The sequence below is a fragment of the Chamaesiphon minutus PCC 6605 genome (assembly GCF_000317145.1).
Lineage (GTDB): Bacteria > Cyanobacteriota > Cyanobacteriia > Cyanobacteriales > Chamaesiphonaceae > Chamaesiphon > Chamaesiphon minutus.
This window is the reverse complement of record NC_019697.1, coordinates 3,139,627-3,159,235: the sequence shown is the minus strand read 5'-3', so window position 1 is coordinate 3,159,235 and position 19,609 is coordinate 3,139,627. Positions and strand designations below refer to the sequence as shown.

The 19,609-nt window shown below is 45.4% G+C and carries 17 protein-coding genes and 1 riboswitch; of the genes, 14 read left to right on the top strand and 3 right to left on the bottom strand.

What is annotated here, in order from left to right:
- The first annotated feature begins 72 nt into the window (after positions 1-72).
- The 5 genes from CHA6605_RS14495 to CHA6605_RS14475 all read left to right on the top strand — a co-directional run bounded on the left by CHA6605_RS14495 (position 73) and on the right by CHA6605_RS14475 (position 7,249).
- On the top strand, positions 73-1,272 hold the full coding sequence (locus tag CHA6605_RS14495) for a class I SAM-dependent methyltransferase (RefSeq protein ID WP_015160198.1): 1,200 nt from the start codon (positions 73-75) through the stop codon (positions 1,270-1,272).
- Positions 1,273-1,720: 448 nt separating this feature from the next.
- Positions 1,721-1,963: a 2Fe-2S iron-sulfur cluster-binding protein gene (locus tag CHA6605_RS14490; protein WP_015160197.1), complete on the top strand. Its 243-nt coding sequence runs from the start codon at positions 1,721-1,723 to the stop codon at positions 1,961-1,963.
- Between the two features lie 103 nt (positions 1,964-2,066).
- Positions 2,067-4,622 carry a sigma 54-interacting transcriptional regulator gene (locus CHA6605_RS14485; RefSeq protein WP_015160196.1) on the top strand — a complete coding sequence of 852 codons (2,556 nt, stop codon included), beginning with the start codon at positions 2,067-2,069 and terminating at the stop codon, positions 4,620-4,622.
- Between the two features lie 318 nt (positions 4,623-4,940).
- The gene (locus tag CHA6605_RS31650) at positions 4,941-6,593 is read left to right on the top strand and encodes an S-layer homology domain-containing protein (RefSeq protein ID WP_232432085.1); all 1,653 of its coding nucleotides are present in this window, start codon (positions 4,941-4,943) and stop codon (positions 6,591-6,593) included.
- A gap of 29 nt (positions 6,594-6,622) precedes the next feature.
- Positions 6,623-7,249 (top strand): hypothetical protein, encoded by a 627-nt coding sequence (locus tag CHA6605_RS14475; protein WP_015160194.1) that lies wholly within the window; start codon positions 6,623-6,625, stop codon positions 7,247-7,249.
- Between the two features lie 254 nt (positions 7,250-7,503).
- Here the strand turns inward: CHA6605_RS14475 and CHA6605_RS14470 are convergent, their stop codons facing one another.
- Complete coding sequence (locus tag CHA6605_RS14470) at positions 7,504-8,736, bottom strand: HEAT repeat domain-containing protein (RefSeq protein WP_015160193.1); 1,233 nt, start codon at positions 8,734-8,736, stop codon at positions 7,504-7,506.
- A 159-nt stretch (positions 8,737-8,895) separates the two neighbouring features.
- Positions 8,896-9,045, top strand: a riboswitch (cobalamin riboswitch).
- 28 nt (positions 9,046-9,073) lie between these two features.
- Between CHA6605_RS14470 and cobW the strand changes: the two genes are divergently transcribed.
- The 3 genes from cobW (at position 9,074) to CHA6605_RS14455 (ending at position 10,876) form a co-directional block, all read left to right on the top strand.
- Positions 9,074-10,174 carry a cobalamin biosynthesis protein CobW gene (gene cobW / locus CHA6605_RS14465; protein ID WP_015160192.1) on the top strand — a complete coding sequence of 367 codons (1,101 nt, stop codon included), beginning with the start codon at positions 9,074-9,076 and terminating at the stop codon, positions 10,172-10,174.
- An 81-nt stretch (positions 10,175-10,255) separates the two neighbouring features.
- On the top strand, positions 10,256-10,459 hold the full coding sequence (locus CHA6605_RS14460) for a hypothetical protein (RefSeq protein WP_015160191.1): 204 nt from the start codon (positions 10,256-10,258) through the stop codon (positions 10,457-10,459).
- Between the two features lie 6 nt (positions 10,460-10,465).
- Entirely contained in the window at positions 10,466-10,876 is a 411-nt protein-coding gene (locus CHA6605_RS14455) for an HNH endonuclease (RefSeq protein ID WP_015160190.1), read from the top strand.
- 104 nt (positions 10,877-10,980) lie between these two features.
- Here the strand turns inward: CHA6605_RS14455 and CHA6605_RS14450 are convergent, their stop codons facing one another.
- On the bottom strand, positions 10,981-11,280 hold the full coding sequence (locus CHA6605_RS14450) for a MafI2 family immunity protein (protein ID WP_015160189.1): 300 nt from the start codon (positions 11,278-11,280) through the stop codon (positions 10,981-10,983).
- Between the two features lie 145 nt (positions 11,281-11,425).
- Here CHA6605_RS14450 and dnaG point away from each other — a divergent pair, with 145 nt between their 5' ends.
- Positions 11,426-13,543 carry a DNA primase gene (dnaG, locus tag CHA6605_RS14445; RefSeq protein ID WP_015160188.1) on the top strand — a complete coding sequence of 706 codons (2,118 nt, stop codon included), beginning with the start codon at positions 11,426-11,428 and terminating at the stop codon, positions 13,541-13,543.
- A gap of 149 nt (positions 13,544-13,692) precedes the next feature.
- On the opposite strand, the gene CHA6605_RS14440 is transcribed toward dnaG, so the two are convergent.
- Entirely contained in the window at positions 13,693-14,199 is a 507-nt protein-coding gene (locus CHA6605_RS14440) for a pentapeptide repeat-containing protein (protein ID WP_015160187.1), read from the bottom strand.
- Positions 14,200-15,157: 958 nt separating this feature from the next.
- Between CHA6605_RS14440 and CHA6605_RS14430 the strand changes: the two genes are divergently transcribed.
- The 5 genes from CHA6605_RS14430 to CHA6605_RS14410 all read left to right on the top strand — a co-directional run bounded on the left by CHA6605_RS14430 (position 15,158) and on the right by CHA6605_RS14410 (position 19,550).
- Positions 15,158-15,841 carry a Bax inhibitor-1/YccA family protein gene (locus CHA6605_RS14430; protein WP_015160186.1) on the top strand — a complete coding sequence of 228 codons (684 nt, stop codon included), beginning with the start codon at positions 15,158-15,160 and terminating at the stop codon, positions 15,839-15,841.
- A 252-nt stretch (positions 15,842-16,093) separates the two neighbouring features.
- Entirely contained in the window at positions 16,094-17,056 is a 963-nt protein-coding gene (locus tag CHA6605_RS14425; RefSeq protein WP_015160185.1) for a serine/threonine-protein kinase, read from the top strand.
- Positions 17,057-17,142: 86 nt separating this feature from the next.
- The gene (locus CHA6605_RS14420) at positions 17,143-17,895 is read left to right on the top strand and encodes a tetratricopeptide repeat protein (protein WP_015160184.1); all 753 of its coding nucleotides are present in this window, start codon (positions 17,143-17,145) and stop codon (positions 17,893-17,895) included.
- A 463-nt stretch (positions 17,896-18,358) separates the two neighbouring features.
- The gene (rpsT, locus tag CHA6605_RS14415; protein ID WP_015160183.1) at positions 18,359-18,640 is read left to right on the top strand and encodes a 30S ribosomal protein S20; all 282 of its coding nucleotides are present in this window, start codon (positions 18,359-18,361) and stop codon (positions 18,638-18,640) included.
- Positions 18,641-18,755: 115 nt separating this feature from the next.
- Complete coding sequence (locus CHA6605_RS14410; RefSeq protein WP_015160182.1) at positions 18,756-19,550, top strand: TatD family hydrolase; 795 nt, start codon at positions 18,756-18,758, stop codon at positions 19,548-19,550.
- Positions 19,551-19,609 lie beyond the last annotated feature (59 nt).

Here is a 19,609-nt window from a genome sequence, read left to right as displayed (position 1 = left end):
CTAATCTTATCTATGAAGAGGCCACGCCAAAAAGATACAATAACAATCGAGTCTCAATGCAGCGATCGAGTTATGGAAGCAAGTCCCGCCCAAATTAGTCAAGCCGTCCAAAATCTGTACGATACCTATCCCTTCCCCCCAGAACCGCTCCTCGACGAGCCGCCCCCAGGGTTTAACTGGCGATGGCAGTGGGACGCGGCTTACAATTTTTGTACCGGACAGATGCCACAGCGGCGGAATGTGCGGATTCTGGATGCGGGTTGCGGTACGGGCGTGAGTACCGATAGCTTGGTGCATCTCAATCCCGAAGCACGAGTTACCGCGATCGATCTCAGTCCTGGCGCGCTCAAAGTCGCCCAAGAACGCTGCGCGCGATCGGGTGCAACCAGAGTAGAGTTTCATCATCTGAGCCTGTTCGATGTCGCCCAGATCCCTGGGGAATTCGACCTGATTAACTCGGTGGGAGTAATTCACCATACCCCCCACCCAATTCGGGCCATTCAAGCCTTGGCGAGCAAATTAGCCCCCGGTGGGTTGATGCACATTTTCGTCTATGGCGAGTTGGGACGGTGGGAGATCGAATTAATGCAAAAAGCGATCGGGATGTTGCAAGGCGACAAGCGCGGCGACTATCAAGATGGCGTCAAAATCGGTCGCGCTGTTTTTGGATCTTTGCCCGAAAATAATCGCATTCTCAAGCGAGAAAAAGAACGCTGGGCGATCGAGAATCACAAGGATGAATGCTTCGCCGATATGTACGTTCACCCGCAAGAAATCGATTATAATATCGAGACATTATTTGAATTAATCGATGCCTCTGGCTTAGATTTTGTCGATTTTTCCAATCCTGAATTTTGGAGTCTGGAGCGACTTTTAGCCAAAGCACCCGAAGCACTAGAACGCGCTCAAAAGTTAGACATTCGCGCCCAATATCGGCTGATCGAACTCCTCGATCCAGATGTGGCTCACTATGAGTTTTTCCTCTCTAAACCACCGCTGCCTAACTCGATCGATTGGTCGCACGACGAAACTTTCTTGGCAGCAATTCCCCATCGTCACCCCTGTATTGAAGGTTGGGAAAGTAAAAATGTCTTTAATTGCGATTGGAAATTGTTCAATCTGACCGATGCTGAGTTTGCTTTTATGCAAGCTTGCGATCGAAATCATCAACAATTAACGGTCGGTGAGTTATTAGAATCGAGCGAGCTTTCGCTGGAAGATGTTCAGTCGTTTCTAGCAAATAAATTGATTATGTTGAAAGTCAAAAATTAAGTAATAAGTAGGTAGATGCAATTATTTATAAGATAGATTATGTCTGGAACCTAGCTGGTGGGCAGTGCCCACCCTACACGATATCTTATATTTAATTACGCCCAGCTACTTAAAAATCCGCGACTTCTCTAATAAGTCGCGGATCTGAAGTACAACCGATCGACAAATTTATGTCATAGCAATTAAAAAAAACGCTCCTGACAGATAAATCGATTCTCGTTCCGAGAGGCTAAGCCAACGCCATAGACAGCAAGATTTTCCCAATCCGCTCTTGTCTCGCTAAACCATCGGGAAACCCGACGTTGGCGTTGGCGGAGCCTGCCGTAGGCATAGCCTCTGCGTTAGCAGATACGAGAGCCGCAAAATCCGTCTTGATTGAAACACATGCGGAGGAAACCTCCGCGTGATTTCAATCGCAAAATCCAAAATCCAAAATCCAAAATCCAAAATGGTATCAGTCACCGTTCATTTTTTACCAGATAAAGTCACCGTTACCGCCGAACCGGGCGAACCATTACTCAACGTTGCCGAGCGCGCGGGAATTACAATTCCGACTGGTTGTTTGATGGGTTCTTGTTATGCCTGCGAAGTGGAAATTGAAGGGCAAGAAAACCCCGTGCGAGCTTGTCTGGCAAGCGTCCCTAACGAATCGGTACTCATCATCCACCGTTATGACGATCCGATTTGGTAAAAATCCCCTGCCAGGAGGGGATTTTTAGAGAACCTTGTCTAGCCTTCCGATCTGCTATGCCTGATAGACTGGTAACTAACGATCGTCAGACACATTCCGCACCATGTCTACAAAATTAGTTAATTGGTTAGAATCGGCTACCGAACTGGGGATGTTGCCGCGCGATGTTTTAGAATCGATCGCTGGCGAACTGGAAGTATTATCAGTACCAGCAGGCTGTCGGGTAACGGTTGAAGATACCCCTGTTACTAAGTTATACATCCTCGAATCGGGACAAGCCGAGCGGTATCGTCGCCAACGGGCGGGGTTGATGTGGGCGACGGGGTTATTGCCCGGTGCGGTGGTAAATTTATCGGCGTTGCAGCGATCTCAACTGACCGATAGCCGGATTGTCACGATTACGGAATGCCAGTTTCAGACGATTGCAGCCGATCGCTGGCTGGCATTAGTTGCCAAATATCCGCAGATTACCGCTGCCTATGCCGAGCGATTGGCAGGTAAATTAGAACAGCTCGAAGGAGAAATTGCTTACGATCGCGACAGGCAAGCGGCGTTGCGGACTTATTTGGTGCCCCAAGCCAAGCGGGGGATTATTGGCGAGAGTCGGTATGCAGTTAAACTCCGCCAACAAATTCGCGCCGCAGCAAGCGACGATCGATCGGTCATTATTTCGGGAGAGCCAGGTTTAGAGAAAGATAATATTGCTGCGCTGATTCATTTTGGTTCTAAGCGTCGTCAACAGCCAGTTATTAGTCTCAAAAGTGCCTTAATTACTGCGAATGGTGCCGAACTCTTTGGGCGCGTGGGTGGCAAACCAGGATTATTAGAATGGTTGGGTGAAGGGACATTAATTTTAAATGACGTTCAGGAATTGCCGCGAGAATTAGTACCGCAAATCGAGCAATTATTAACTACTGGAAACTATACGCCGATCGATCGAGAGGGGCAAGCTTCGCTACCACCACGAGCGAGTAATGCACGCTTGATTCTCATCTCTGAGAGCACGCAACCGACGTTTAATAAGGTTGTCAAGCACCAGATTAAAGTGCCGGGATTGCGGGTGCGGAAGGCCGATTTAGAGGCACATGTTAATTATTATCTCAACATCATTTGTCGGCAAAAAAAGTTACCCAAACCACAAGTTACGCCAGAAGCAATTCGGCGGCTACAAGCTTATGATTTTCCTGGTAATTTAAAAGAATTGCAAGGGATGGTCGATCGAGCTTTATTACAAGCCCAAGGTAGCAAGGTATTGACAGAGGAAGTATTTTGGGCACAGGCAGCTAAAAAGCAATTATTTCGGCTGAATTTACTCAATGCTTATCCTCGGTTGCGACAGTTTTTAAATAGCGATTGGTATCCCGATCGCATTAATTATGGTTTTACGGCGTGGGTATTTCCGATCGTTGTCGCGATTTTGTTTCTGGCTCCTCAAGATCGCCAACACAACTTCGCACTCAATCTATTTTGGGCGTGGTGGTGGCCGTTAATTTTATTATTATTTCCAATTATCGGTCGGTTGTGGTGTGCGTTTTGTCCATTTATGATTTATGGCGAGATCGTTCAGAAGCTTTCGCTGAAGTTTTTTCCCAGAACGCTCAAAAAGTGGCCGCGCGAGACAGCCGAAAAATGGGGCGGTTGGTTTCTATTTGGATTATTTGTCCTAATTTTTCTATGGGAGGAACTGTGGAATCTAGAAAATACGGCTTATTTATCTAGCTGGTTGTTGCTACTGATTACTGGTGGCGCGGTACTGTTTTCGCTAATTTTTGAACGACGCTTTTGGTGTCGTTATTTATGCCCGATCGGGGGTATGAATGGTTTATTTGCCAAGCTGTCGATCGTCGAGTTACGCGCGCAACAAGGCACTTGTGCCGCAGAATGTACTACTTATCACTGTTATAAAGGTGGTGTCGGTTTTGGGGAGGGACAGACGACAAATGGCTGTCCGATTTATTCGCATCCAGCGCAATTAACTGACAATAAAGATTGCGTACTGTGTATGACTTGTCTCAAAGCTTGTCCTCATCGATCGGTAGAATTAAATCTCCGTCCGCCCGGAATCGAACTGTGGACGACGCATATCCCTCATGCTTATGAGGTAGCTTTATTATTTCTATTATTAGGCGGAATTTATCTCCATCGTTTGCCGCAGATTAACTCTCTATTAGGATTGCAAATAGACTTAACTCAATTTTTGCCACATCTAGGACTCTCGATCGCGGCAATCTTACTACCTACGACGATCCCATTTTTAGCTTATATTGCAATGCAAGGATTATATAAGCTAGGCAACTTAGAAATAATTCCTTTTAAATTTCGTAAGCCTTTACCATTTATCGATTTGGCCTATGGCTATTTACCGCTGATATTAGGTGGAAATTTAGCTCATTATTTTAAATTAGGTTTAGCAGAAGGCGGACAAATTATCCCTATTACATTTGCGACATTTGGATTGACTGGCAATAATTTACCAAGCTTTGTCGCGCACCCAGCAGTCATTACCTTTCTCCAAGGCATCACTTTAGTTTTAGCATTACTAACTACCTTTTTCCTCACTCAAAAGATTGCTAAACGACCAATGAGATCGATCGTGCCCCAACATCTCGCAAGTATCTGTCTGGTAGTAACTCTGTGGATCGCGATCGTCGGCAAGTAAGCCAAATTACTTAGAAAAGTATAAATATTTACGGAGATTGAGAACAAGTGAATTCGAGCGAATCCGATCGGGTCGATCGAGATTAGTTACGACGATAATCATGAATAAATATTATTAATTACATTAAGGTTATATAAAAAAGAGTAGTATCGGATCGACACCGTTTGAATGTAGAAAGTTAGCAAACTGGATGTGTTAAATTGAGCTTTTTATCGCTGGCTAATGTAAGGCCAGCGCGAATCGTGATGACGCCAGATTAATTTCTACAGTTACTTAAATACTAAACCACGATCTCGATCGAGGATGGTTTTTTTAGCTATGAATCACCATAAACATCAAATCTACTATAGAAACATTTGTTTCCTAGTGACGCTGGCGAGTACCGCCATTATTTCTAGTAGTGCATTTGCAACTAGCCGTGCGGAAATGGTCGCTCCAAATCACCGGATCGATCGATCCATTGCCCCCAGTTCTAAACTCTATCCCACCCAGCCACAACGTCCTACTGCTCCCCAGCAGCTCGCTCAATCTAGTGATGTGGCTGGCAACTGGGCGGAGCCGTTCATTAAAGTATTGGTCGAAAAAGGGATTATTGCTGGCTACCCAGACGGTACCTTTCGCCCCGACCAACCTGTCACCAGAGCTGAATTTGCCGCCTTATTAACGAAGGCTTTTAGCTTGGAGCCAACCAGAGCAGCGCGCGCATTCTCGGATGTATCGCCACAACTGTGGGCGGCACCAGCGATCGAAAAAGCTTACCGATCTGGCTTTCTAGCAGGCTATCCAAATAATACCTTCGCCCCAAACCAAACGATCGTTCGGATCGAATCTTTAGTCGCGATCGCCAATGGCAGCAAATTACAAGCCAATAGCGCGGCGGCTCCCAAAATTGACGAGCTGTTTACCGATGCCGCACAAGTCCCCAACTATGGTCGCGATGCCCTAATTGCCGCAACCCAGAAATGCGTCACTGTCAGCGTTTCTTATCCAGATGGCAAGACATTCAACCCCACGGGGGCGGCTACTCGTGCCGATGTTGCCGCTTTTATTCACCAAGCATTGGTAGCTTCTGGGCAGATCGCTGCGCTAGCTAGCGACAGTCCCGCCCAAAAATACATCGTCAATTGTGCTGCGGCTCCATCAGTTGCCAACATCACCGAACAAGATGTCCTCAATCGGGTTGGTGTCGGCAATCTGCCCAGCGTCAGCACTACGACGATCGTCCGCAAGGCACCGAATCGACCCGTCAGCGGTCTGACTACGCCGAGTGGATTTGGGGCTAATTGGGGGACTATTTTTATCGGTTCTGGCTATCAAGATAGCCTCGCACCAAACCCTTGGTTGGGATCGCCACTCAGTACGCCGCTGCTGATAAATACTGCTGGTTTTGGCTTGGGTGCTGGTTTTGGGATCGGCAATAGTCGCGATCTGGTCGGCCTAGAAACCTCCTATAGTACTTTCAGTAATGGCGGTGGGCCAGATGGTAGTACACCGCTCGGACTATTCGATCGCGGTGCGGTGAATTTCAAGTTGCACAAACAGTTTGGCGATAATTTGGCGATCGCCGCAGGCTGGGAAAATGCAATTAAACACGGCTATGCTGGCAACGACCAAACGGTTAGGAATACTTTCTATGGGGTGGTGACGGGGGTGCTGCCAGTCAGCGATACCAATAACTTCACCGCTTCTGTAGGCATTGGTAATGGTCGATTTCGGCAAATTGCCGATATTGTTGCCGATCGCGATAAAACAGCTTTTTTTGGCAGTTTGGGCTTCCGGATCTCGGACAATATCGGCATCGTCACCGACTATAACGGGCGCAACTTCAGCGTCGGCTTACCGCTCAATTTCCGGTTGAGCGACAACATCGGCGTGCAGATTACTCCTGCCATTCTGGATGTTGCTGGCGATAAAATCAGTGGTGAAGTTTCCCGATTTGGTCTTGGTGGCGGTGTCGGTATTCGGTTCTAAGTTATCTAAAAATTGAGGATGTCACGAACATGAGAAAGATCTGGTCGTTAGCTGCCATTGCAGCGATCGTTTTGCCCCTAGCTCCCGCCGCTGCTGCACCGATTTCGGGCATCTGCGACGTGCTGGGTAATGCGCCCATCGGCTCTGATGCTGTCAGTAGCGTCGCCACAAGTAATGCCGAATCTAGTGAGGGAAATGATAACGCTGGTTTTACGCCAGAAGTCCAAGCGAAACTCAATGCCATCGGTTCGACGCTAACAGCCAGCAACTTGAGTGGCAGTCAAACGGTAGGCGGTACCACAGTAGAAGTCGATCCAGGCACTGCACAAGCGGCTCTAGATGCGATCGGATCGCCAGTTGGCGCGGATACACCCTCTGTCAAGGTCTTAGCTACTGCTTTAGGCGGTAGCGATGCCGCTCAACAGCTCGCCAAATCCATGCAAGGTTTGAGACGCTCCGACGGTTCGATCGATCCGGTGGTATTGACTAATGCGGTTGACTCCTACAACAACTACGTCAAGTACCTCATCGATAGCAATCAAATTACTCAAAAGCCGACTTCCGAACTTAGTGGCTTTTTGCAAAGCCTCCCCGTCGGCCAAAAAGTTGCCCAGGTTGTGTTGGGTAAGTTGACTGAAGCAGCGAGGGTGAATTAGGCGTTAAGTTTTAGGTTTTAGGTTTTAGATAAAAGGTAGGGGCAATTCATGAATTGTCCCTACCTTTTATGCTGGTAAAAATATAGACTGGGCTATACGTTCAGACGATCGATCGGAGCAGATTGCCATAGTAATAGTTATTGATAACTTCACTGCTTATATCCCAATTTTTTCAGTGCCGATCTAGCTCTATTTACAACAGTTTTATTCGGATCTTGCAATACTGGAATTAATTGGGAAATAGCAGATTTAGCCTAATTTCCGATCTCGCCCAAGGCATCAGCAGCAACATAACGAATCCGTGGATCTGGATCTTTCAGGAGTGGAATCAAATTCGCGATCTCCGATCGAGTGGATTTTCTCAGTTCTAATGATAGTAAACCAGATGATGCAATACGATCCCTCGAATGTACATTTTGTAGAAGCTTTTCTAATCCTGGAATATCAGATTTAGCTGATTCTTCCATCTTTTCGATGACAATAACTGCTCCATAACGGACAGTTGAGTCTGAATCTTGGAGGAGTGGCAGTACTTGTAAAGCGATCGATTTAGTATGCTTTTTCATATCACCTACTGCTAAGACTGCACAAAGGCGAACATAAGAGTCTGAATCCTTTAGCAGTGGCAGTATTTGTGAGATTGTAGATTTAGTTACTCCTCCGATCTCTCCAATCGTCAAGGCTGCATTAGCACGAACGGTTGAATCGGAGTCTTTCAGTAGTGGTAGGATTTGCGGAATTGTAGATTTAGCAGCTTTCCCCATATTTCTTACAGATGCAACTGCATTAGCTCTAACTGTTGCATCTGAATCTTGGAAAAGTGGAATTAATTGTGAAATATTCGATCTTGCCGATCTCTCTTGATTTGATATTGCTAAAGCTGCATTAGCGCGAACGAGAGAATTTAGATCTTTTAGTAGCGGAATTAGTTGTGAGTCTGCGATTCGACCCGAATTTTCTATTTGTTTGACGATCGTGGCTAAATTAGCACGAACTGTTGGGTTTGATTCTTTTTTGTATTTTTCATACACGTCAATTTGGTATATTAAATAAGCATTTGACTTGCCGATATTCCCGATTGCAGCGGCTACATTAGCACGAACGTCTGGATTTAAATGTTTGAGTAGTGGTAGCAATTGTGATATCTCAGATTCAGATGATTCCACGATCTGTCTTATGGATGTAGATGCATTAACACGAATATGTTCTGGCTCTCCAGCGAATATAATGACAAACAGTTGTCTGACAGCGAATCGAGCTGATGCGCCCATTTTCCCTAATGCGATGACTGCCTTGTTACTCTCTGTATCGCTTCGCAATCGTAACTGTTGAGTTAGTCTCTCAATTTCCTCATTTTCATCTCCTGGTTGCTGCGCCATAACCTTTGGTGGTGCGAACTCGCATCGTATCAAATCCATCATCCCCGCACTCTGGGCACAACTCAATATTAAAACAGGCAAGAGCTTGAGCAGAAATTGTTTTAGCATATTGACGATCGATAATCTCGATCGATTTACTACACCAAAAGTTTATCCTCTAATCTCGATCGATTTCGCCTGCACCAAGATCTCAGTCCACGTAGGTGGACTTTGCACCACTAGCCACGACTTCCCGTCGTTGGCACGCCGACTGTAGCAATTGCGGTAAACTATAAGACCGAACTCGGTTCTACTGGGGAGCAGCCAGTAGAGGTAACGGGGAAAGTTTGGTGCAAGGCCAACGCTGCCTGGGCAACTGTAACTCGATTCACCTGCGAATCGACAAGTCAGGATGCCCGCCGAGACGTATATTTACATCCGTGCGCGGCACACAAATTAACTTAACATGGCCAAAAAAATTCCCGTCACCGTCATTACCGGATTCTTAGGTAGTGGCAAAACCACTCTGATTCGACATTTACTCACCCACAATCAAGGACGCAGAATCGCCGTCATCGTCAACGAATTTGGCGATTTAGGCATCGATGGGGAGTTATTGAAATCCTGCCAAGTTTGCCCCGAAGATGAGATCGAAACTCCTAATAATATTGTCGAGTTAACTAACGGGTGCTTGTGCTGTACGGTACAGGAAGAATTTTTACCAACGATGCAAGCTTTAATCGCTCGGCGCGATGACATCGATTGCATTCTGATCGAAACATCTGGTTTGGCACTGCCCAAGCCGCTAATTACTGCCTTCCGCTGGCCAGAAATTCGCACCGCAGCGACGGTAGATGCAGTCATTACAGTGGTCGATTGCGATGCGGTGGCAGATGGCAGGTTTGCCAGCGATCCGGCGGCTGTAGACGCGCTCAGACAGGAGGATGAAAATCTCGATCACGAAACACCATTGCAAGAGTTATTTGAGGATCAGTTAGCTTGTGCGGATCTGGTAATTTTAAATAAAGCCGACTTAGTAACTGCCGAACAATATCAACAAACGATCGATATAATCAACAAAGAATTACCTCGCGCTGTGAAAATTGTTACTAGCGATCGGGGTATCGTAGATGTAGAGACAATATTAGGATTGAACGCCGCAGTGGAAGACCATTTAGAAGATCGTCCCAGCCATCACGATACAGAGGCAGAACACGAGCACGACGACGAGATCGATTCTACACATTTGGTTTTGGACTACGAATTTAACCCCGAACAGTTGCGTAAGCAATTAGAACTCCTCGTCGCCGAACAAGAAATCTATCGCATTAAAGGCTTCGTCGCCGTCCCCAACAAACCGATGCGATTAGTGATTCAAGGTGTAGGCAATCGCTTCGAGCAATTTTACGACAGGCCATGGCGCACCGACGAACGCCGCCAGACTAAACTAGTGTTCATCGGACAATCGATCGATCCTGTGGCAATTGCTACTGCTTTGTCTGTCGATAATGCATCTGGAAAGAAAGAACTCGTTGGCTTAGCCTCTCAGGATGAGAATCGAGTTTGATTTGGTTCGATCGAGTAAATAATTGGACTTTACAGGTTCAAATGTCTGATAGTATCCACCTATCTTTAGTTTAGTTATCCTATGTCGCAAGTTGTCGAAATTCCGATCGGATTAGCTCAATTTCAACTTCCCGCAGCAGTTCACGATCGTTTACAATTTTTACTCGATCGACAAGATGCAGGGACGCAACTTTCCGAAAATGAGCGGCTAGAGGCTGCGGGATTAGTAGAGTTGGCTGAGTTCCTATCATTGCTAAAACTCAGATCCCACCAAGTAACGAAGTAGGCTGCGATGACTATTCCAGCTTCTCTCCGTCGGTTAGCGATCCAGCGAGCAAACGATCGCTGTGAGTATTGTAAAATAGCGCAAGCTGGACAGGTTGCCACTTTTCATATCGACCATATCGTACCACTAGTGGCTAACGGCGAGACAACTGCTGAAAATCTTGCACTGGCTTGTGTATCGTGTTCTCTAAGGAAGGGTGCAAGACAAGAAATTGAAGATGCTCAGAGTGGAATCAAAGTTGTATTTTTTAATCCACGTCAGCAATCGTGGCAAGAACACTTTAGATGGGATGGTGTGCAACTAATTGGATTGACTCCAGTAGGACGAGCGACAATCGCAGCATTAGATTTGAATCGGACAATGATGCTATCTATTCGTGCTGAGGAAGAATTGCTAGGCAGACATCCTCCAGATTAGTTTCGTCAAAGGTTAGACTCTATCGAGTTTGATTTGGTAAAATCGAGTAAATAATTTGATTTTAATTCTTGAAACCTGGATAGTGGAAAATACCCACGCTACATTTACTCCTTTCTTAAGTATACCCAGTCTAATAATTTATATGGATCGAGTGACTTAGGATTATCTATTCGTTTACATTCGACCTCAATTGTGAGCTTGGGAATAGAAGCTATTACTTCAGTGGCGACACATTCCATTGATTCTTGTTCATCTTCAGTAAATTCACCATCAAAATAGAAGTTAATCATAATTTTAGATTCATCCCATCCGCAAGTTATACCTCTAATATTTGGTGTGATTTCCCGCAATAATGCAAATTGCAAAGTTAGTAGCAATGTATTTCTAATGTTGAATTCTTCCATTTTGCTTGATGCTTGCTAGAAAACTAGTAGGTTGGGTAGAGCGATAGCGAAACCCAACAAACACACCAACACCCTAGAAATGTTGGGTTTCATTCTTCAACCCAACCTACAGATCTATTATAAATTATCAACGATCGACTAATTCATGGACATACCCCGCTTACACCCAGATACGATCGAAGAAGTTAAAGCCAAAGTTGATATCATTGAGGTGATCGGCGGACATGTTGTGCTGAAAAAACGGGGGAAAGATTATCTCGGTTCTTGCCCGTTTCATCAAGAAAAATCACCGAGTTTTTCGGTTAGTCCTACCAAGCAGATGTATTACTGTTTTGGTTGTCAGGCTGGTGGAAATGCAATTACTTTCTTGATGGAATTAGGGAAGCAGTCGTTTACAGAAGTTGTGTTAGATTTAGCGCGGCGATATCAGGTTCCCGTTCAAACATTAGAACCGGAGCAGCGTCAGGAGTTGCAGCGGCGATTGTCGCAGCGGGAGCAGTTGTATGAAATCATGGCGATAACGGCTAGTTTTTATCAGCACGCACTCAATCAGCCTCAAGGAGAAAAAGCTCTTACCTATCTAAAAGAAGAACGAACTTTTAGCGATGAAACTATTCAGGGTTTTCAGCTCGGTTATGCGCCTGCTGGTTGGGAAACTTTGTCAAATTATCTGATCGAACAAAAGAACTTTCCACCGCAAGCGATCGTATCGGCAGGACTGGCGATCGCGCGTAAAGATGGTAATAGTTATTATGACAGATTTCGCGATCGATTGATGATTCCAATTTGCGATTTACGAAGTAGAGTTATTGGTTTTGGCGGACGGACTTTGAGCGACGAGCAGCCGAAATATCTCAATTCGCCAGAGACAGAATTATTCGATAAAGGTAACACGTTATATGGACTCGATCGAGCTAAAGATGCAATTAGTAAAACCGATCGAGCTGTTGTAGTTGAAGGTTATTTTGATGTAATTGCACTCCATGCGGCGGGAATCGATAGTGCGGTTGCGGCACTCGGTACGGCGTTAAGCTTGGCGCAAGTTAAGCAGTTAGCTAAGTTTACCGAATCAAAACAAATTATCCTCAATTTTGATGCGGATAAAGCAGGTAATATTGCTACAGAACGTGCTATTGGTGCAGTTTTCGACTTAGCCTACAACAATGAATTACAATTAAGAGTTGTCAATTTATCAGCAGGCAAGAATGCTGACGACTTGCCAATAGGAAAAGATGCTGACGAATTTTTGAAAAAAAATGGTCATGAAAAGTACTTAGAATTGCTAAATCGTGCTCCATTATGGTTAGATTGGCAAATTGAAAAAGCCATAAAAGGAAAAGATCTCACTCAAGCAGAGCAATATCAAGATGCTAACCAAACAATTATTAAAATACTGCAAAATATCACTGATTTAACTACTCGTACTATTTACCTCAAGAAATCGGCACTTTTATTAAGTGCTGATGATGCACGAATGGTTCCGTTATTAATTGAAACTTTGCAGACAGCAATTAAGGGACTCAAACCATTGCCAGAATCAAAAAATGGCGAAACTAATTTACCTGCAAATAGATTCAATTTTATAGAAGAAGGACAACGTCAAAGCAGTAAATATTCCACACTAGAAGTAATCGATTATCCAGAGCAAATTGAAGAAGTTAATTACGGTAACGAGACAGAAGAACGGGATAAAAAACAATTAGAAATTGCACCAGTTGGCATTCATCCCAATCAAAGACTCATCGAAAGAGCTGAGGGTTTATTACTGCGGATTTACCTCCATTATCCCATTCACCGCTTGACAATTATCGATGCACTAGATTCAGCAGATTTGAATTTTACGTTATCTCATCATCGCTTTTTGTGGGAACAGATAATTAATCGATCTTCATCGGGATATCAAGATTCCCAACCGGAAGAAATCGATTATTTAGACGATCGATTGATTTCTAAGTTGCAAGATTCACTCGTTGAAGATCGCGTACGAGCTTCGCGAGTAGAACATTTGTTTAACCTCGACGAACATACCGCTGAGGAAATTCAGCGATCGCCATTGGTACTCCGAGCCGCGATCGCTTGTCTAGAGAAATTCGCCTGCGAACAAAAACGCAAATATTATCTTAACAAGTTACAGAGCAAAGATCCAGAAGATTTAGCTAAAAAAGTCGAATATTATCAATCATTTATCAATATTCAAAAACGTCTTCAAGAATTAGAGAAGCAGCGAAATGTGACTATTACAGATCTAATATCTTTCATGTAAACCGAGAATAACTATCAAAGCTGAATTAAATCTCGATCGCTAACAACTACCGATCGGTTAATCTAAAAAATATTTAGTCCGCATAGGCGGACTTTGCATCACTAGCCACGATTTCAATCGTAGGCACCTTTAGGGGTAGCTAAGTCAAACTAAGGACATTCCAGTGACTCTCTAGTATCTCTCCCCGTCGTCGGATTAGTACCTTTAGCTACCTTGCATAACTTCTTCTGAATATCTTTACGCAGCAATACATCGGTAAAATCTGCACCATCGATGATTGCGCCGTCGAAATTAGTTACCGAAGTAAAAGCACCGACTAAAATCGCATTAGTAAAATTGGTGCGGGTAAACCTTGCCGTATCTAACAAAGCATTTGTCAAATTTGCTCCAGTCATATCTGCCGAGTCAAAGTTGCCCCCAATCAAGCTGACACCCGTGAGATTCGCATTAATAAATTTACCATTGCGCACGCTAGCTTGCGTAAACTCGTATGAAGTCAAATCTTTGCCCGAAAAATCAGCATTTTCCAAAGTTGCTTTCGTAAAATCGTCTGCTAGTGCTGCTGAGGGATAAATGCTCGTCATGAATAGTGACACCACTACCAGCAGCGCAGTTAACAAGTAACCTGCGATCGTCCGACGAAAACTTAACTTCATTATTATTTATTGCTAATTAATTTTAGTACCGCTCGATACTATTTTAGCATTCACTTAGCATTGCTTCCAGTCATGGCAGTAGCGTCGCCATTGCTAAATTGCCAGTGGTAGCGACTACTCGGCGATCGCACCGATGCTCCAGGCGATATGCTACCAATAGTGTGAAGCTATGCCTGGAGACAAATCGAGCGATTGCAATGCAGTCAAATTCCCAACCCCACACAGCCTTACAACCTCTATGGATCTCAGATTCTCAACTTTAGATTTGGTAAGTACTTGGCTCACCTTTTACAATTATGCTCGATGCGATCGAGATTTGGCATCGGGATCGATACGGAACTTTTAGATAGCAGCAATCGAGCTGTGGTGAGGATATTTGGCGATCGATCTGCGTGAAATTACCCAGCAAAACATGACTAGTAGTCTAAGGCGTAAATAAGGTTACTATTTTGCGGGGAGCGGGGAGCGGGGAGCGGGGAAAGAAATGGTTGGTTAATTTCTGCCGCATAGTATTAGCGATCGATCTGCACGGTTATCCGCACTAACTAATAGAGATTCACCGCTTGGCATCCGTGAAATTACCTAATAGCTAGACTTGGAGAAAATGGCTCGAATATAGGCAAATAATCGATAAACGCTTGGCTTTTTTGTCTGGCATAACTTAACTAAAATCGACAGCAATGCTCTTGTTACAACTAGTTTTCTCCAAGCCGAGATCGGATTTAGTCGATCGATTATAGCCACACAGCTTAAACCTAAATCTGCAATGTTTTCAGACAGTGTAGATTCAATAAGGCCGATGGCGGATTCGATCGAAATTAGCTAAGATCGAGAAAGAAGATCGCAGCCAATCTTTGGTAACTTTCCGGAATTGGAACGGTTGCAACTGAATCTATATTATTGTAGTCATTCGCATGGCAGCGAACCCAGAAAATCGATAGTTTGAGAGGTTTAATCTATGTACGTTGTAGCCCAAGAACAGCCTCGCGAACGGGCTGAGTTTATTAGAAAAACTTACGCCCATCTAGCTGGTGCTGTTGGTGCATTTATCGCGATCGAGACATTCCTTGTTCAGTCGGGGATTGCAGAGACTTTAGCTAGAGCTTTGACAGGCGGGATGACATGGCTGGCGGTATTGGCTGGTTTTTCGCTGTTGGGTTGGCTCTCACGGGGATTGGCTAATAGAGCTGATTCCGTCTCGCTGCAATATCTCGGATTGGGGATTTATGTCGTCGCCGAAGCACTGTTATTTGCGCCGCTGATCTTTATTGCCAGTCGCTTATCCGATCCGACAGTGATTCCGACTGCGGGGATTCTCACGGCTTTGATGTTTGTTGGTTTGACAGCAGTCGCTCTGACTACAGGTAAAGATTTCACCTTCTTGGGTGGCGCGCTCAAAATTGGCGGTTTCGTGGCGTTGGGATTGATTATCTGTAGCGTGATTTTTGGCTTTCAACTGGGGTTATTTTTCTCAGTGTTAATGGTGGGATTTGCAATGGCAGCAATTCTCTACGATACGTCCCAAATTATGACCCAGTTTAGCAAAGACCAATATGTGGCAGCGGCTCTATCGCTGTTTGCCTCGGTGGCTTTGTTGTTCTGGTACGTGCTCCGAATCGTGATGTCGATGTCTCGTCGTTAAGCCTAGATATTAAATAGTTTGATACCCTGTCCTCTCCAAAGGCAGGGTTATTTTATTTTAACCTCTACCCAACTGCCAACTGCCTCGATCGGCTGAAATACGCACATCAACCACCATAGTCTGATGTTAGGATTTGCAATAATGACAATTCTGTTTTAGATAATCCAGTCAACCGTCAGCAAAGTGCAGCTCTAATGGCACCGACAGGTTATCGCTGCTATTTTCTGCCTTCTCTCAAAGTTTTGCAAATTCATGATTTGTTGTCTCAACCCTAGTTGCCAAAATCCACCTTGCGAACCGGATCTTAACTCTTGTCCGCAATGTGGCATCGATTTGGTGGTGCTAGAAAATCGCTACAAACCGCTCAAATCGATCGGACGGGGTGGATTTGGCAAAACTTATCTAGCTGAAGATATCAAAAAATTTGGCGAGCAATGTGTCATTAAGCAGTTTGCGCCCTATGCTGGCAACGACACCGAGAGTGAAAAACTCAGGTTTCGCGATGAAGCCAAGCAGCTCCAACGTTTGGGCGAGCATCCACAAATCCCCGCGCTGTTGGCATTTTTTTCAGAGGGGGGTTATTTATACTTCGTCCAGCAGTATGTGGCTGGCGAAAATTTGGCTGAGGAACTGGATCGGTACGGTTTGTATGACGAAGCGCGGATTCGCGATTTTCTTCAAGATTTATTAGGGATATTGCACGTCGTCCACGAACAGGGCGTCATCCATCGCGATATTAAGCCGTACAATATCATGCGGCGACATGCCGATCGCAAGCTTGTCCTCATCGATTTTGGCATCTCTAAGCAAATGGAAGCCAATCCCGCAACGGGGACGAGTATCGGCTCGTTGGGTTATTCGCCATTAGAACAACTTTGGGGCGGGAAAGCTTATTCAGCCAGCGACTTATATAGTCTGGGCGTGACGGCTTTTTATCTGATGAGCGGCATCAGTCCTTACCAGATTGTCTCGCAGTTGATGGAAGAAGGTTCTCCCGCTGAAGCTAACGATTGGACTAAAAACTGGCGTAATTATGTCAACCAATCGATCGGTGACAATCTGGGTGCGATCTTAGATAAATTGATGTGTAGCGATCGCAAACAGCGATATCAGTCCGCCGCAGACGTGCTGCGCGATTTAGCTCCTCACCCCTCGCCAAAACCACCTTACAGCCCATTGTTGCAGTCGCTGGTAGCGAGAATCGATCGCCATTAAAGCGGACGCAGCAACTACCCATCCCCCAAGAACCATCTGGCTGGCGGCACATCAAACTCTATGGCGGCATCAGTCTGGGATTAATCGTGGCTAGCTTGGCAGTCCTGCTGGCAACTCGTCCATCGACAACAGTCAGCAGCAATGTCAGTCAAGATTTGGGCGATGGGGCGTCCAATGCGGTGGCTTACTTAGAGCGCGGCAAAGTTCGCAGTGCGGCAGATAATTTCAAAGATGCTTTAGCCGATTTCAATCGCGCTATCGAGCTACAACCTACGGCAGAAAGCTACAACGAACGCGGGCAAGTTCGCAGCAAGCTTCAAGATCGACAGGGTGCCTTAGCCGACTTTGGTGAGGCTCTCAAACTCAAGCCTAATTGGGCTGAGGCGTATTATCAACGCTCTAGCGTTTGGGAGGAGTTAGGGAATACCCAACAGGCGCTCGCTGACTTGAATGAGTCGATCGGGTTGCAAGGCGATAATACTCTAGCCTGGATTGCCAGAGGGTATTTGCGAATCAAGCAAGGGAATAAAGCCCAAGCCATGCAAGATTTTAATGCCGCCATCAAAATGGACGCGCGGAGTTCTTATGCGTATATGTCTCGCGCTGGCTTGTATGCCAGTATGAACCAGCGCGAACAAGCGATCTCCGATTACGATCGGGCGATCGTGTTAGATCCTAGCAGTTATTATCAGTTTTACGAGCGCGGCATTCTACATCAGGAACTTAACAATCAAGCCAAAGCCAAAGCCGACTTTGAGATGACCCTTCAATTAGCCAAAAAAGCTGGCAAGGAAAAAGAATATGCTGACGCCGCCGTGAGACTTCAGCAGTTGCCGTAATCGACTTTATAGTCTCACATCTTGCACCAATACGGAAAGTCGGGTACCCACAAGGGGCACCCCTACGCAATTAATCTGTAGGGGTGCCCCTTGTGGGTACCCTGGGTCTATACTATTTTGGGAGACTCGGAGACTGGGAGCAAGAAACGGTACCCTCATTTCCGCTGCTTAATACTAGTATATTTAAACTGGTGCAAGATGTGAGTAATTCGATCGTCTCCGTACTTGAAATCCGACTATTTTCGATTATGATGGTATTTAGACACTAGCAATCTACTCAAGCCAATCCACAACCAACATCATTTCAGAGCTAAATGGGCTAGGGGCGAGTATTCTAGCGATCTATCTCAGCATGATTATAAGGTTTTACAAGGAATCGCTTGTAAAATTTTATTCGTTCGTGCTATGCTAATATGTCTGACATTATGTCAATTTTTAAACGCGAGTTTTCCCAGGGCTAACTGTGGCAAATATTAAGTCTGCAATCAAACGTGTCGAAATCGCCGAGCGGAATCGGCTTCGGAATAAATCTCATAAATCAGCAGTACGGACGTTGATGAAGAAATACTTCACAGCCGTCGATAAACATACTGCCGCTCCTACAGCCGAATCGTCGGCTGAAGTGCAAAAATGTATGTCTGAAGCATATCAAAAGATCGATAAAGCCGTCCAAAAAGGCGTCTTGCATCGCAATAACGGTGCTAACAAGAAAGCTCGTCTGGCTAAAGTCCTGAAGCCTGCCTAAACTCAGGTTAGTTCTGCCAAGCGGTAATTACTTACGCTATGTCCCCAGAGGTGAGTCGTCGCCTGTGGGGTTATCGAGTCCGGGTACGCCCACGAAACCAGTTAATCTGTGCTAAATGCAGCTAATTGATACTCACGTTCATATCAACTTTGAGGCTTTCGAGGCGGATCTAGAGGCAGTGCGCGATCGCTGGCGGACGAGTGGAGTCGTACAGCTCGTACATTCTTGCGTCACGCCAGCCGAAGTTACCAAGACCAAGAAATTAGCAGATCGGTTTCCCGAACTGTTCTTTTCTGTCGGCTTGCATCCTTTAGATGCTAGCTTGTGGCAACCAGATCTCGATCGACAAATTCGGGAAGTGGCAACTAGCGACAACCGAGTAGTGGCTATTGGCGAGACGGGTTTGGACTTTTTCAAGGCCGACGATCGTCAGTGGCAGATCGACGTCTTTCGAGCGCAGCTTCAGATCGCCAAAAATTTAGATTTACCTGTAATTATTCACTGTCGGGATGCAGCTAGCCAGATGCGTCAAGTTTGCCAAGAATTCTGGTCGGAATTTGGGCAAGTTAGAGGTGTCATGCATTGCTGGTCTGGAACTCCAATCGAAACCCAATGGTTTTTAGATTTGGGGTTCTATATTAGCTTCAGTGGCGTGGTTACTTTTAAAAATGCGACCCAGATCCAAGCTTCGGCACAAATGGTACCGCTCGACAAGCTACTGGTCGAAACTGACTGCCCATTTCTCGCACCCGTACCCAAACGCGGCAAACGCAACGAACCTGCATTTGTCTCTCATGTAGCTAGCTATCTGGCGCAGTTGCGGGGCGAAAGTCTAAATCTACTCGCTGATGCTACGACAGCAAACGCCCGACAATTATTTAGATTACCAGTTTTGTCAGCAATTAACTAGTCATTTGTGTTAGTCAATTATATTTACTATTTTTAATTTACGTTACGCGACCTCTCAAC